This is a genomic window from Chlorobium sp. KB01 (assembly GCF_001975465.1).
Lineage (GTDB): Bacteria > Bacteroidota > Chlorobiia > Chlorobiales > Chlorobiaceae > Chlorobium.
Genome location: NZ_MPJE01000038.1, coordinates 1 through 12,791, shown reverse-complemented (window position 1 = coordinate 12,791; position 12,791 = coordinate 1). Strand labels below are relative to the sequence as shown.

13 protein-coding genes are annotated in these 12,791 nt (G+C 48.4%); 6 read left to right on the top strand and 7 right to left on the bottom strand.

All coding sequences use genetic code 11. From position 1 onward, the window contains the following. Positions 1–94 precede the first annotated feature (94 nt). From BOO20_RS13060 to BOO20_RS04075, 4 genes are read left to right on the top strand one after another with little or no spacing between them, the layout of a single operon-like run. Positions 95–607: a hypothetical protein gene (locus tag BOO20_RS13060; protein ID WP_076790805.1), complete on the top strand. Its 513-nt coding sequence runs from the start codon at positions 95–97 to the stop codon at positions 605–607. Further along, positions 568–1,017 carry an AfsA-related hotdog domain-containing protein gene (locus BOO20_RS13055; protein WP_076790803.1) on the top strand — a complete coding sequence of 150 codons (450 nt, stop codon included), beginning with the start codon at positions 568–570 and terminating at the stop codon, positions 1,015–1,017. The genes BOO20_RS13060 and BOO20_RS13055 overlap by 40 nt, the downstream gene beginning before the upstream one ends. Continuing rightward, positions 1,014–2,330 carry an FAD-dependent oxidoreductase gene (locus BOO20_RS04080; RefSeq protein WP_076790802.1) on the top strand — a complete coding sequence of 439 codons (1,317 nt, stop codon included), beginning with the start codon at positions 1,014–1,016 and terminating at the stop codon, positions 2,328–2,330. Before BOO20_RS13055 ends, BOO20_RS04080 begins: the two co-directional genes overlap by 4 nt. Next, a complete protein-coding gene (locus tag BOO20_RS04075; protein WP_076790800.1) occupies positions 2,327–4,408 on the top strand; it encodes a hybrid sensor histidine kinase/response regulator in 2,082 nt (693 codons plus the stop codon). Before BOO20_RS04080 ends, BOO20_RS04075 begins: the two co-directional genes overlap by 4 nt. A gap of 26 nt (positions 4,409–4,434) precedes the next feature. Here BOO20_RS04075 and BOO20_RS04070 read toward each other — a convergent pair whose 3' ends face one another. Genes BOO20_RS04070 through BOO20_RS04055 form a run of 4 tightly spaced genes read right to left on the bottom strand, consistent with a single transcriptional unit; the run spans position 4,435 to position 7,930 of the window. Beyond that, complete coding sequence (locus tag BOO20_RS04070) at positions 4,435–5,571, bottom strand: sodium ion-translocating decarboxylase subunit beta (RefSeq protein WP_076790798.1); 1,137 nt, start codon at positions 5,569–5,571, stop codon at positions 4,435–4,437. 7 nt (positions 5,572–5,578) lie between these two features. After that, the gene (locus tag BOO20_RS04065) at positions 5,579–5,998 is read right to left on the bottom strand and encodes a biotin/lipoyl-containing protein (RefSeq protein WP_076790796.1); all 420 of its coding nucleotides are present in this window, start codon (positions 5,996–5,998) and stop codon (positions 5,579–5,581) included. Further along, positions 5,995–6,375, bottom strand: coding sequence for an OadG family transporter subunit (locus BOO20_RS04060; protein ID WP_083694537.1), 381 nt, complete (start codon positions 6,373–6,375; stop codon positions 5,995–5,997). The genes BOO20_RS04065 and BOO20_RS04060 overlap by 4 nt, the downstream gene beginning before the upstream one ends. Before the next feature lie 13 nt (positions 6,376–6,388). Next, complete coding sequence (locus BOO20_RS04055) at positions 6,389–7,930, bottom strand: acyl-CoA carboxylase subunit beta (RefSeq protein WP_076790794.1); 1,542 nt, start codon at positions 7,928–7,930, stop codon at positions 6,389–6,391. 265 nt (positions 7,931–8,195) lie between these two features. Here BOO20_RS04055 and hisN point away from each other — a divergent pair, with 265 nt between their 5' ends. Next, positions 8,196–8,963 carry a histidinol-phosphatase gene (gene hisN, locus BOO20_RS04050; RefSeq protein ID WP_076790793.1) on the top strand — a complete coding sequence of 256 codons (768 nt, stop codon included), beginning with the start codon at positions 8,196–8,198 and terminating at the stop codon, positions 8,961–8,963. 9 nt (positions 8,964–8,972) lie between these two features. After that, the gene (locus BOO20_RS04045; RefSeq protein WP_076790791.1) at positions 8,973–9,500 is read left to right on the top strand and encodes a hypothetical protein; all 528 of its coding nucleotides are present in this window, start codon (positions 8,973–8,975) and stop codon (positions 9,498–9,500) included. 31 nt (positions 9,501–9,531) lie between these two features. Here BOO20_RS04045 and BOO20_RS04040 read toward each other — a convergent pair whose 3' ends face one another. From BOO20_RS04040 to hemA, 3 genes are read right to left on the bottom strand one after another with little or no spacing between them, the layout of a single operon-like run. Then, positions 9,532–10,275 carry a uroporphyrinogen-III synthase gene (locus tag BOO20_RS04040; protein WP_076790789.1) on the bottom strand — a complete coding sequence of 248 codons (744 nt, stop codon included), beginning with the start codon at positions 10,273–10,275 and terminating at the stop codon, positions 9,532–9,534. Next, positions 10,275–11,216 (bottom strand): hydroxymethylbilane synthase, encoded by a 942-nt coding sequence (hemC, locus tag BOO20_RS04035; protein WP_076790788.1) that lies wholly within the window; start codon positions 11,214–11,216, stop codon positions 10,275–10,277. Before hemC ends, BOO20_RS04040 begins: the two co-directional genes overlap by 1 nt. Positions 11,217–11,235: 19 nt before the next feature. Further along, the gene (gene hemA, locus BOO20_RS04030) at positions 11,236–12,513 is read right to left on the bottom strand and encodes a glutamyl-tRNA reductase (protein ID WP_076790786.1); all 1,278 of its coding nucleotides are present in this window, start codon (positions 12,511–12,513) and stop codon (positions 11,236–11,238) included. Between the last annotated feature and the right edge of the window lie 278 nt (positions 12,514–12,791).

Below are 12,791 nucleotides of genomic sequence, written 5' to 3'. Positions count from 1 at the left end.
TAACATTAACTCGCTAACTCAACAAGGCATTTTCTCCATTTCCATCTGAGGCAAAACACATGAATTACGGATACCCATTCAGACTCAGCCGGTATTGAGGCTTCCGATATATCGAACTATCGAAAGGACAAAAAAAGATCATGGAGTTCTTACCCGTAACCCAGGGAAAAAAGCATTTACCCTTCTTTTCAATGGTGATACACTGCCGGCAGAGTCGGGTGCTCTTCAGGTTGTCCATGTGGAATCAATTGATGAAGCCTCCCGTTTTCTTCAGTTACTTGGTAACACCTGCGAAATATTTCTTTCACCTGACTATCGTATGACGCATCCCGGGGTATATGCCTTTGTCAAGGCGCTGCTCTATCCTTCTCAAAATGCGCTTCCCCCTTTTGACATCAATACTGCCGCAGCGTTAATGCAAAAACTGCCTTTTGATCTGAAAAGTTTGGTGAAATCGCCCCTTGCCATAACACTGGATGATAAGTATCCCTGCCCGATCAATAAGAAATTTGTGCATAAAAAAATGCCTCCAATGTACTGGTTTCTGATTTTTACTCTGCAGGGCGTTTGCTCTATTTCAACATGCTCGGCGAGACGGAAGAGCTGATTTTTGACCATACCTCCGACCACGTTCAAGGGATGCTCATGCTTGAAGCACTCCGGCAGGCAGCGCTTGCTACCGCACATATTCTCGGGTTGCCTTTTACTGGAGGGCTTGCACTTTTGAATTATAATACTAATTTTTTTCATTATCTTGAGCGGGACGCTCCGATTGTACTCAGAGCGTACGGTGATTTCTCTGCAAATGAGACGAGCGAAGACAAAGAGGCTCCTATCTTCATTCAGGTCATACAGTGGGGCAAGGTTTGTGCTGATGCCACAATGAAAGCTTTTGCCTATATAAATGGAGCGCACTATGAGCAGCAGAAAGTGCGGCTTGAAAAAATATCAGCCAGAAGCAAAATGCAGTTTGACGCAAAAGTAAGCCGGATTCTTGAAGCGGAACCTTCCATATGATGCGGGCAGCAGTTATAGGCGGTGGAATTTCAGGCATCGCGACGGCATTCTACCTGATGCAGCGAAATATTGAAGTTGATCTCTACGAGTCTGCACCTCGAATTGGCGGAAGGATAGGCAGTGAACGGCTTGATAATCGCTGGGTTGATTTTGGCGGCAAGAATGTCGGTAAAAATTACCGTCGGTTTCGTGAGTTTGTGACGGCATGCGGTATTGCTGATTATGAATATTTCGGCTTCAATACTTCACAGATTATAAACGGTCGGGTTGTCAGGATAAACAAGGAGGGCGCCAGACTGCTCAATACGCTGCGTTTTATGTCTCTATGCGGCTTTGACGGCATAAGGAAGCTTTATCCACATGTTCAGGCAATTCTCAAGGATCGCTCACAGGGTGTGCTCAACAGTGACTATTTCAACCGGGTTGCAGATAAGTTTGATCACACCTCGCTTGCCGGATATTTGAAAGAGCCCTGTTTAAGTCATATCGCAAGACCGGTTACGGTTCGTATGAACGGAGCGGAGCCCGATGAGTGCTCTCCTGGTAATTTTGGATCAAACCTTGCACTTGTGCTTGACAGCTATGAGCAGTTGAAACCCGACATGCATGGAATGCTCGATGCCTTTCAGGAGTTCGCTGTCGAAGGTTCGCTCCGTATTCTTTCCGGCCACAGGGTCACGTCACTATCTCGCGATCCGGGCTCACCTCTCATCAAGCTGGGTTACCTGCATCAGGGTGTTGCAGAAACGGCGGTGTATGATCGTGTAATTTCCGCGCTGCCAGCTCTCCGGCTTGGCTTTCTGCTTGAAGGGATTCTTCCTCAAGCATCTGCTTTACTCCGTAAAGTTCGTTATTATCCTGTAGCGATAGCAATTGTCAAATACCATCATAATGTTTTCACCTCGTCACAGCGAGCCATGGTTTTTGACCACACCTATCCGCTGAGTAATGCCGGAGCCTACGGTATCAATGACCTGAATCTGGTTCGTTATACCTTCAGCGGAAGGGCTTCAAGATCCGTTATTTCCGAAACCACTTCAGCGGAAGAGGTTATCGCTCTGGGAGAAAGCATTGCCGGACCCTGGTTTTCAATCAGGGACAACCAAAGAGAGTCCTTTGCGTATCGGTATATTACTGAAGGATTGTGTGCTTATTCTCCCATGCATTACCGGCTACTTCACGAGATTGATCAACAGCTTGATCAGTTTGCCGGATTCGGCGCAACAGGTGATTATCGTCGGGGAGCCTCTATCGAGGCCTGCTTCAGGGCGGCTGGTGAATGTGTTGAAACATTACTAAGGGATAAACATTGAACATTCGTTCCTACATACGGGATTGTATCAGGGAGGGAACCCAGGTATCACGCTTCAATATTCTTGCAGCCGGTATTTTCGGCGCTCCAGCCCATTTCTTTTTCTACTTTACCTTCAAGTATGGATTTCATCTCCCTTATGAAAATTTTACCCTACGTCTTATTGCGACGCTTTTGTGTGTTTCGATGTTTTTCAGAGAGAGACTTCCTCACTTACTCAAGAATCATTTTACTGTATACTGGCACTTTTCGATCATTTTTGTTCTTCCTTTTATATTTACGGTCAATCTTGTCATGAACAATTTTCATGAGCTCTGGCTCTACTGGGAAATATTCATGCTCTTTGTGCTGATTTCCTTTGTCCCCAACTGGTTGATGTTTCTCATTGATCTGATTATCGGCGTTGCCGGTGCAACTCTTTTTTATTTTTTTTCCGTTCCTCACGTTGAACTACATCCGGCATTCAATATTCCTCTCTATCTTATTGTTCTCGGTTTTACTATTGTTGCGGGTTATGTGTTCAGCTACAGCAATAAAAGAGGCATTATGGCCCAGGAGAGAAACAATGCCCTGCAGGCTCTTGCCGGTGGAATTGCTCATGAGATGCGTAATCCTCTCGGGCAGATACGCTTTAATTTTGATGCCATTCAGCAGGAACTTCCGTTCTATCATCCCGAGAGTGATTTTTCTTCGATTCCGGTCAGCGGTGTCGAACGAATCTATCAACGGGTTGCCCAGGGTCAGATGGCCGTTAACCGGGGTATCCAGATTATTGAGATGATTCTTGAAGAGGTGAAGGATAGTGCCTCTTCAAAGAGCACCTTTTCCTTTTATTCCATATCTGCGGTTACTCATAAGGCACTTGATGAGTACAGTTATGAATCGGAGGAGGAGCGGCAGAAGGTGCATTTTCAGGACGGGGAAGACTTTATGTTCCGGGGTGCGGAGAACATGTTCATCTTTGTGCTCTTTAACCTCATTCTCAATGCGCTCTATTTTTTACGATCATTTCCCGGCGGTCGTATTGATATTCGTCTGCAGCCCGGAGAGAGCCTGAACAGGCTTTATGTAAGGGATAACGGGCCTGGTGTTTCATCGGAAAATCTCGGAAAACTGTTTGATCCGTTTTTCACTTCGGGAAGAAAGGGTGGAACCGGCCTTGGCCTTGCCTTCTGCAAACGGGTTATGCGCTCTTTCGGCGGAGATATTACATGCAACTCCGTGCATGGTGAGTTTACCGAATTTGTGTTGAGTTTTCCCGTGCTTGCCGAATCCGAAATTGCTGACTATGAGGAGTTGCTCTACACTGAAAGCCGTCTCTCTTTATCAGGGAAGCGCTTTCTTCTGGCTGATGATAACCCTGAGATTCTTGCCATGATCCGCCGCTATCTTCATCCTCTTGGAGTGGATATTGATGAGGCATTCACCGGCAGTGAGGTTATGGAGATGATTGAATCGGAACGATATGATCTGCTGCTTGTTGACCTTAATCTCCCGGTACTTGATGCTTTTGAGCTTGCATACAGAATCAGGGGAAACGGTAAACATCTGCCGGTAGTCGCCTATACTGCTGAGCCCTCGTATATTCTCCTTGGAAGGGCTGAAAAGTCGGGCATACAGGGGTTGCTCTCCCTGCCCTTTGCGCTTGCTGATCTTTTACATCTGGTGACAGCTTCCATCAAGGAAAACCCGGCGATACTGCAGGGCTCTCTTGGCGGCAAGACGCTGCTTGTGGTTGATGATTCCGCAGTTAACCGCATGATTATCAGAAACATCCTCCAGAAGTTCCGTTTAACTATTGTTGAGGCGGTAAATGGCCAGGAAGCGATGGATACTCTTGAAAACCATCACTGCGATCTGATGCTGATAGATCTGCAGATGCCTGTTCTTGACGGTCTTGAAACGGCCAGGCGCATCCGTTCAGGACAATGGGAGTACAGAAATATTCCTATCATTGGCATGAGCGGGAACTCGGATCCGGAAACTGTTCAGCATGCCCTGCTCTCCGGAATGAACGATTATCTCCTCAAACCTCTTGACAACAGGCTCCTTTTGAAGAAAGTCGTTGCTCTGATATGAATCTGACCGGGGAGCGGGATCGCTCTTTACAACAGGAAACTCATCATGATACCGGCAGCAACGGCTGAACCGATCACCCCTGCGACATTTGGTGCCATGGCATGCATGATCAGGTGATTGGTCGGATCGGCTCTCAGTCCCTCAATCTGGGCGACTCTGGCACTTTCCGGTACTGCTGCAACTCCTGCGGCTCCGATGAGCGGGTTGATTTTGTTCTCTTCCGAGAGAAAAAGGTTCATGAACCTCGCAAACAGGATCCCTCCTGCTGTTGAGAACATGAAGGCGGTTGCGCCGAGAATAAAAATATGGACTGAACTTTGAGTCAGAAAAGTGGTCGCCTGGGTAGATGCTCCGATTGTCACACCAAGAATGATGGTCACGATGTCAATCATGGCGTTTTTTGCGGTATCGGCAAGCCGTTGTGTCACCATCGACTCCTTGAGCAGATTCCCCAGAAAGAGCATGCCGAGCAGCGGCAGGGAGCCTGGCGCGATGAATCCGGTCAGGAGCAGCGCGAATACAGGAAACATCACCTTTTCGATTTTGGTAACCGAGCGAGGCGGTTTCATTTTGATTCTGCGCTCTTTTTGGGTAGTCAGAAGGCGCATGATCGGTGGCTGAATGAGCGGAACAAGTGCCATGTAGGTGTATGCAGCAATGGCTATGGATCCGACGAGATGGGGCGCCAGTCTCGAAGAGAGAAAGATTGCTGTCGGGCCGTCAGCTCCGCCGATAATACCGATTGACGCAGCTTCCGGGTTGGTAAATCCAAGGGAGATTGCACCGATATAGGTCATGAAAATGCCGAGCTGGGCCGCTGCTCCGAGAAGGATAAGCTTCGGGTTTGAGATCAGGGGTGAGAAATCGGTCATTGCTCCGATTCCGAGAAAAATCAGGGGAGGGAACACCCCTTTCAGCACACCCTGATAGAGGTAGTTCATGACGCTGCCATCCTCATAGATGCCGAGAGCCATTCCACCATGCTCAATAAACGGGGTATTGCCGATCAGTATACCGAACCCTATCGGAACCAGAAGAATCGGTTGATATTCAAACCGTATGGCCAGATAGATGAAAAGCATTCCAACCAGAATCATCAAGAGATGGCCCGGTGTGATGTTGGAAAAACCGGAGTAATCTAAAAACTGTACAAGTCCATCCATAATCGTGTTATTCAATTTCTATCAGGATATCACCCTGCATGACTGTGTCGCCTACCGCTACCCTGACACTCTTGACTGTACCGGCTTTTTCAGCAAAAATATTGTTTTCCATTTTCATCGCTTCCAGTACCAGTATCGGCTCTTCCCGTTTTACCGGTGATCCCTCCTGGACCATGAGGGCAATAATGGTGCCGGGAAGCGGCGCCTTTATGATGCTCAACCCCTGGGTGATGAGCGGTTCCGGCGGTTTTGGCGGGGTAGGAGGAGTGTAGCGGACCAGCTTAGGGGTCTGGGGTCTTTTTATCTCCTGACCCAGCTCTACCTGATAGGATGTGCCGTTTACCTCTATTTCGGCACTGTTCTCCTCAAAGGATTTGATTTCCACATTGTAGCGGTTTCCGCTGATTGTGAATTTATATTTTCTCATTGTTGAAACCCTTTGAAATTAATGACGTTGTAGATTTTCGAATTCCACGGGGTATAGCTTTTGCCGACTTTTTTAATCGTAAGAATTGCTGCATCCTGATCGTGAAGCTCATTGAGATAGAGCGAGATGGCAACACCTATTGCTGCGCTCACCTCTCCGGGAATCATGTTTCCTGCCAGAGCCTTTTTTGCTTCATCACCCTCATCGTCAAATGTTCTTCTGATATTCCAGGAGAGCACTTTTGGTATTACACTGAAGAGAAGTGCGAGCAGAAAGAGCGACAGAAAGACAACGCTGTACCCGGTGACGGCCATCACCAGATGCCCGCTTGTTATAGCCGATAGATCAATCGGTAAAATTTGCTGGATGGTAGTCATTGTTTCTTCCCTGTTACAGTGGAATGGTCGAGTGCTTTTTCGGGGGGTTTTGATCTTTTTTTGTCGAGAGCGTCTGCAGAGCACGGATTATTCTGAAACGGGTATTACGTGGTTCAATGATATCGTCGATATATCCGAATTTTGCTGCCTGATAAGGGTTGGCGAATTTTTCACGATACTCCGCTGCGTTTTCAGCAACAAACCTTGCACGTTCTTCGAGATCTTCAATAGCGTTCAGATCTCTGTTCATAAGCACCTCAATGGCGCCTATCGGGCCCATGACAGCAATTTCAGCCGTTGGCCATGCATAGTTGATATCTCCACGGAGCATTTTGGAACTCATGACGATGTATGCGCCGCCATAGGCTTTACGGAGAATCACGGTAATTTTCGGCACCGTAGCTTCTGCATAGGCAAAAAGCAGTTTTGCTCCGTTGGTGATAATACCGTCAAACTCCTGTGCACTGCCGGGCAGAAAGCCGGGAACATCAACAAGCGTTACAAGAGGGATATTGAAGGCATCACAGAACCGGACAAACCTTGCAGCCTTGCGTGAAGCATCAATGTCAAGACATCCTGCCAGGTAGTTGGGCTGATTGGCAACAATCCCTGTTGAGATTCCATTGAAGGTCACAAAGCCGACCACAATGTTTCGGGCATACTGCCGCTGAACTTCAAGGAACTCGCCATTATCGGCAATAGAATAGATGATATCCTTGATGTCGTAGGGGATTGACGGCTTTTCGGGTATGATGGAATTCAGTTTGTCGTCAAGACGATCTGCAGGGTCATTACAGAATGCCTGGGGCGGTTCCTCAAGATTGTTCTGCGGCAGGTAACTCAGCAGCTTTTTGATCAACAGTATTCCCTCCATTTCATCTTCGCCGACAAAATGGGTGACGCCTGATTTTGTTGCATGCACCGAAGCTCCGCCAAGATCCTCTTCGGTAATGGACTCACCGGTTACGGTTTTGACCACTTTTGGACCGGTGACAAACATATGACTGGTTTTTTCGACCATGACAACGAAATCAGTAAGCGCAGGGGAGTAGACCGCGCCGCCTGCACAGGGGCCGAAAATTGCCGATATCTGGGGAATGACGCCGGATGCCATGACATTTCTCTGGAAAATGCTCCCATAGCCGGCAAGACTTCTTACGCCCTCCTGGATTCTTGCCCCGCCACTGTCGTTTATGCCTATAAATGGTGCGCCGACCTTCATTGCCTGGTCCATCACCTTGCAGATTTTCAGCGCGTTGGTTTCTGAAAGCGAACCACCCAGCACCGTAAAATCCTGTGCGAACAGATAGACCAGACGTCCGTCAATGGTTCCGTGACCGGTAATGACGCCGTCTGAAAGAAAGTTCTCTTTGTCAAGGCCGAAATCAGTTGTCCGGTGGGTGACAAACATGTCATACTCTTCAAAACTCCCTTCGTCAAGCAGCATGTTGACTCGTTCGCGGGCTGTAAACTTCCCTTTTTTATGTTGTGCTTCTATGCGTTTTTCTCCACCTCCGAGGCGGGCTTTTTCGCGTTCGGCAATCAAGCGTTTCATTGTTTATTTCTGATATTGATTGACTAATTTGCCGTGAATCAGCTGCCTGACTCAATAACACGGCTCCTGTTCCGATGAGCTGCTCTATGCTATCCCGATTATGCAGAGGTGATGCAGATGGGGTCGTTTATCGCTATGTCGGTTTATTTTTCTGAAGTACTCCTGAATATTGAAAAAAAAACGGTAATAACAGCCATTATCGGCATCCCGGAACGAATTATGTTATATTTTTATGGTAAAAGATTTTAAATGGACTTTCCACACTATGACTTCCGATCTTCAGTTTGCCCTTGAAATAGCCGAACAGGCAGGCAGGTTAACCCTCGATTATTTTTCCTGTAAATCCCTCCAGGTATTTACCAAAAGGGATGCATCTCCGGTAACCGAAGCGGATCGGAAAGCTGAAGAGCTGATCCGGGAGGCTATCCGTGTTGCCTATCCGGGGGACGGTGTGCTTGGCGAAGAGTTTGATGAGCGTCCATCGGCAAACAACCGACGCTGGATTATTGATCCGATAGATGGCACCAAGGCGTTTATTCATGGTGTGCCGCTTTATGGTGTCCTGATTGCTCTTGAGGTTGATGCGGCAGTGCGGCTTGGTGTTGTTCACTTTCCCGCTCTCAAAGAGCTCTATTATGCTGAAAAGGGATGCGGGGCATATATGAATGGTTCGCCTATAGCGGTATCCTCGATTGCCGAGCCCCAGGATGCAACGGTAGTTTATACCGAAAAAGAGTATCTGCTTGATCTTCCCTCGCAGCATCCTGTTGACCGGCTTCGCCTGGAGGGGGGACTGGTGCGTGGCTGGGGTGACTGCTACGGCCATATGCTGGTTGCATCAGGCCGGGCAGAAGTGGCCGTTGATAAAATCATGAGCCCATGGGATTGTGCGGCCCTGATACCGGTTGTTACTGAAGCAGGCGGCGTCTGTTTTGACTACCGTGGAGAGGCAACCATATACGGGGAAGGTCTTGTCAGCGCCAATCATGCAATTGGCAGTGTGCTGCTTCAGGATATTGCTAATCATCTTTGATTATTCCTGATGACAACAGTACTTCTTCTTGCTGTCGTTCTGCTGCTCCTTGCAGTTCTGGTTATACTCCTGACCGGTTGGCCGGGCAGAGTACAGAAGGAGATCGAACGGACCGGTATGGAGCTGCGCAGGGAACTTTCCCAGCATCGGGCGGACTCGCTGCAGCTTCTCCATGCCATGCGAATTGAGCTGGAGGAGTCGTTACGGGAGACGATCGAACAGAAACTCGACGCTGTTGCGGTTGATACGGTACGATCGTCTGAGCGGCGCAAAAAGCCGGTTCCTGTTCAGTCGCACAATCCCTTGCATGATGAAGATGAGGTGGAAGCGGAAGATGAGCATAATGGTCAGTGCCGCCGCAGAAATGGTTCCGGTGCCGCTTCTGCTGCGGATGATCGCCAGCTCATGCTTTTTTCCGGGACAGAAGAGAGGCTGGAGCCGGTCAATGCAGTTCCCGTCGAGTCGGCAGCAACAATCATCTGCGATATTGATGATATTCCCGGTGTCGAGGATCTGGCTGACTATGAAGATTTATAGAGGGAGAGATCAGATGAAGCAGGAGGGGTTGTTATTGTTCCAGGGCTTTGGCGATGGCTTTGGCAAAGCCGGGCCCGTCAAATGATTCCGGGATAATATCAACCTGAAGACCTATCTTTTCAAGAGCTGAAGCGGTCGTTGTGCCTATTGCAGCCACAAGTACTCCTGATGGCAGTACTTTCGACTCGATAGCTTCAAAAAAATTAATGGCAGTCGAGGGGCTTGTAAACGAGAGGCAGGAGAGCTTGCCCTGTTCAAGCAGCGCCTTTACTTTTACGGTCTCTTCGAGGGATGGAGGCAGGTTTTCATAAACGGTGAGCTCTACGCAATGGCCACCCCGTTTTTCAATGACATCAGGAATTGTTCCAAGTGAAAGAGAGCCCCTGACAAAGAGAAATGTTCGTCCGGCAATCGCTTCACTTCCGATCTCCTCCATGAGGGTCACGGCATCGGCGATTTTCGGGAGAGGCTCGGTGGTAACACCATGTTTGGCGAGGTCACCGGAAGTTGTTTTCCCTACCGCCCATATTTTGAGCTTCTGAAGGTGTTGCAACTCTTCAGGACTCTCGGTGAGCAGTCGATCCAGAAAGAAACTGACACTGTTCGGGCTGGTAAAAAAAACGCCGTCAAACTTGCTCAGATCGGGTACACTCCAGCCGGAAACCGGCCTGATCTCGATTGTCGGAAAGACAAAAGAGTTCAGGCCGTACTGTTCCAGTTCCTTTACAAAAGATGCAGCTTGTTGTTTGGGGCGGGTAACAAGAACTGTTTTCATCAGCGGGTTTTGCGGATTTGCGACAAAATTGCGTCAGCACCCTGCGCCAGGAGCTTCTCGGCAAGTGCAATACCGGCCTCTTCAGCCTGTTCGGGAGAGGTAAGTCCGGTTTTTGTGATTTCGTCATGCAGACCGACTTTACCGTCAACTGATCCTACATAGGCAAGCAGCCTGAGTGTTCCGTTCTGGAACGAGCCATAGGCACCGATCGGGATCTGGCAGCCACCCTGAAGGTGACGGAGCAGAGCACGTTCAGCCCTGCAGCAGTACTCGGTATTTGCGTGGTTGAGGATGCGTACAATCTCTCTTGTCTGCTCATCATCAACACGGGTCTCAATGCCGAGCGCACCCTGTCCTACAGCCGGAAGCATCACTTCATGCGGAAGAATCTCTGAAATGCGGTCGCTGAAATTCAGGCGGTAGACACCGGCATAGGCAAGCATCATGGCATCAAATTCACCGGCATTAAACTTCTGGAAGCGGGTATTGAGATTGCCTCTGATATCACGAATATCAAGATCGGGGCGAAGGCTCAGGAGCTGCGACATACGGCGCAGACTGCTTGTGGCCATTTTGGCATTTGCAGGCAGCTCTTTCAGTTTGACGCCGCCCTTTGAAATGATGACGTCCCGTGTGTCTTCACGCTCGGTAAAGGAGGTGATGATCAGACCTTCAGGTGTTCCTGTCGGCACATCCTTGAGGCTGTGAACGGCAAGGTCAATCTCTTTGGCAATCAGGTGTTTTTCGATGTCCTTTGTGAACAGGCCCATATCGCCGATTTTGGACAGGGGAGAGTCAAGAAGCACATCACCGGTTGTTTTAACCAGCTTCAGTTTGATGTCGAGTTCAGGGAAATGCCTCGAAAGTTCCGTCTTGGTGAATTCTGCCTGCCACAAAGCGAGGGGGCTGGATCTGGTACCGATGATAAGCTGTTTTTTCAAAGCAATTACGGATTTTTATTTAGTGTGACTGATTTGGTTCTTCGAGATCAAAAACGTTGCGGACAAGATCGACTCTGCTGGGCATCGTGTCTGCGGTATCAATCGGTGCCTTGAGCATTTTAATCGGATGGTGCAGGATCTTTTTCAGGATCCGGTCTGTCAGGTGCTCCATTCTCTGAAGCTCCTCCTCGCTTACCTTGTAACGGTAGCGCTCCAGCTCCTTCTCCTTGATTTCAATGAATTTAGACTGCAGGTCAACAATGGTCGGGCGGACTTTCAGTGTGTTGATCCATTGTCCGAAAGCAACAAGCTCCTCCTCAATGATGGCATTGACTTTCGGGAGTTCGCGACTCCGTTTTTCAAGGTTCTTGTCAATGATGTGCTTGAGCGCATCAATATCCTTGAGAAACATGTTCTGAAGCTTTGCAATGTCGGGATCGACGTTTCTCGGCAGTCCAAGGTCAAGAATGATAACCGGCTTCAGCTTGCGTTTAAGCATGCTCTGGTGCATTTCCGATTCTGTCAGAATATACTCTTTGCTGCTGACGGCGGTGATAATGATATCGAATTCGTGAAGATGTTCCTTGTATGACTCATAGGGCAGAACCTTGTTGGTACCAAGCTCTTCGCTGAGGGCTTCGGCTTTTGCAAGAGTCCTGTTGGTAATAACGATGTTGCGTGCGTTTTTCTGGAATATGTGCTTTGCTGCCAGTTCACCGGTTTCACCGGCACCGACAAGCAGAACCTTCTTCATGGAGAGGTTCGAAAAGATTTTCTGCGCAAGTTCGACAGCTGCATAGCTTACCGAAACAGCGCCCTCCATGATCTTTGTTTTGGTTTTGACCTTTTTGGCTACGCTGAACGCGGTATGGCAGAGTCGGGTAAGAAGGATACCGGCAGCCTGTGTCTCTGCGGCAATACGATAGGCATTCTTTACCTGGCCGAGAATCTGGCCTTCACCAAGAATCAGCGAATCAATAGCACTTGCCACTTCAAAGATGTGGCGTGCGGTACCGCAGTAAAAGCGGCTGAAAAAGTGTTCGGGGCGAACCTCCTTTTGGGCATCCTTGAAGGCGATCAGGTACTCTTTGAGGTACTCTCCGGTGACTTCATGCATCGCGGGAACTACATAAAGCTCAGTTCTGTTGCAAGTGGAGATGACCATGGCCTCATGGGCGATTCCGCTTTCAATCAGACCCGTAATGAACTCCTTGTTCTGAACTTCTGAAAGCGAGATTCTTTCACGGATTTCAATTGGTGCGGTTTTGTGATTGACACCGATCGAAATGATGTTCATAGCAGGGCAGTTTAAGTTATCTGATGTTGGACAATGCCACAAAAAACTCTGTGCAGAACAAACTGATAAGTTTTAAATATACCCTAAAAGCCTCAAACTTTCAAACATAAGGGGATTTAAAAGCTCAGGGTCACTACTGTCCAACTATAAATCGAATAAATTCAACTGGTTACAGGTATAGGTGTCCTGAATTGTGCCTGCGGAATTCGTAAGTAATTGTAAAATATCGACTTGTTCAAAAACGCTGACGCTCAAAATTTGTAGGAAAGTGTAGAGTG

Coding starts and splice junctions, on each gene's coding strand:
- BOO20_RS04080 (WP_076790802.1), top strand. CDS start 1,014: ATGATGCGGGCAGCAGTTATAGGCGGTGGAATTTCAGGCATCGCGACG.
- BOO20_RS04070 (WP_076790798.1), bottom strand. CDS start 5,571: ATGGATGGACTTGTACAGTTTTTAGATTACTCCGGTTTTTCCAACATC.
- BOO20_RS04065 (WP_076790796.1), bottom strand. CDS start 5,998: ATGAGAAAATATAAATTCACAATCAGCGGAAACCGCTACAATGTGGAA.
- BOO20_RS04060 (WP_083694537.1), bottom strand. CDS start 6,375: ATGACTACCATCCAGCAAATTTTACCGATTGATCTATCGGCTATAACA.
- BOO20_RS04055 (WP_076790794.1), bottom strand. CDS start 7,930: ATGAAACGCTTGATTGCCGAACGCGAAAAAGCCCGCCTCGGAGGTGGA.
- hisN (WP_076790793.1), top strand. CDS start 8,196: ATGACTTCCGATCTTCAGTTTGCCCTTGAAATAGCCGAACAGGCAGGC.
- BOO20_RS04045 (WP_076790791.1), top strand. CDS start 8,973: ATGACAACAGTACTTCTTCTTGCTGTCGTTCTGCTGCTCCTTGCAGTT.
- BOO20_RS04040 (WP_076790789.1), bottom strand. CDS start 10,275: ATGAAAACAGTTCTTGTTACCCGCCCCAAACAACAAGCTGCATCTTTT.
- hemA (WP_076790786.1), bottom strand. CDS start 12,513: ATGAACATCATTTCGATCGGTGTCAATCACAAAACCGCACCAATTGAA.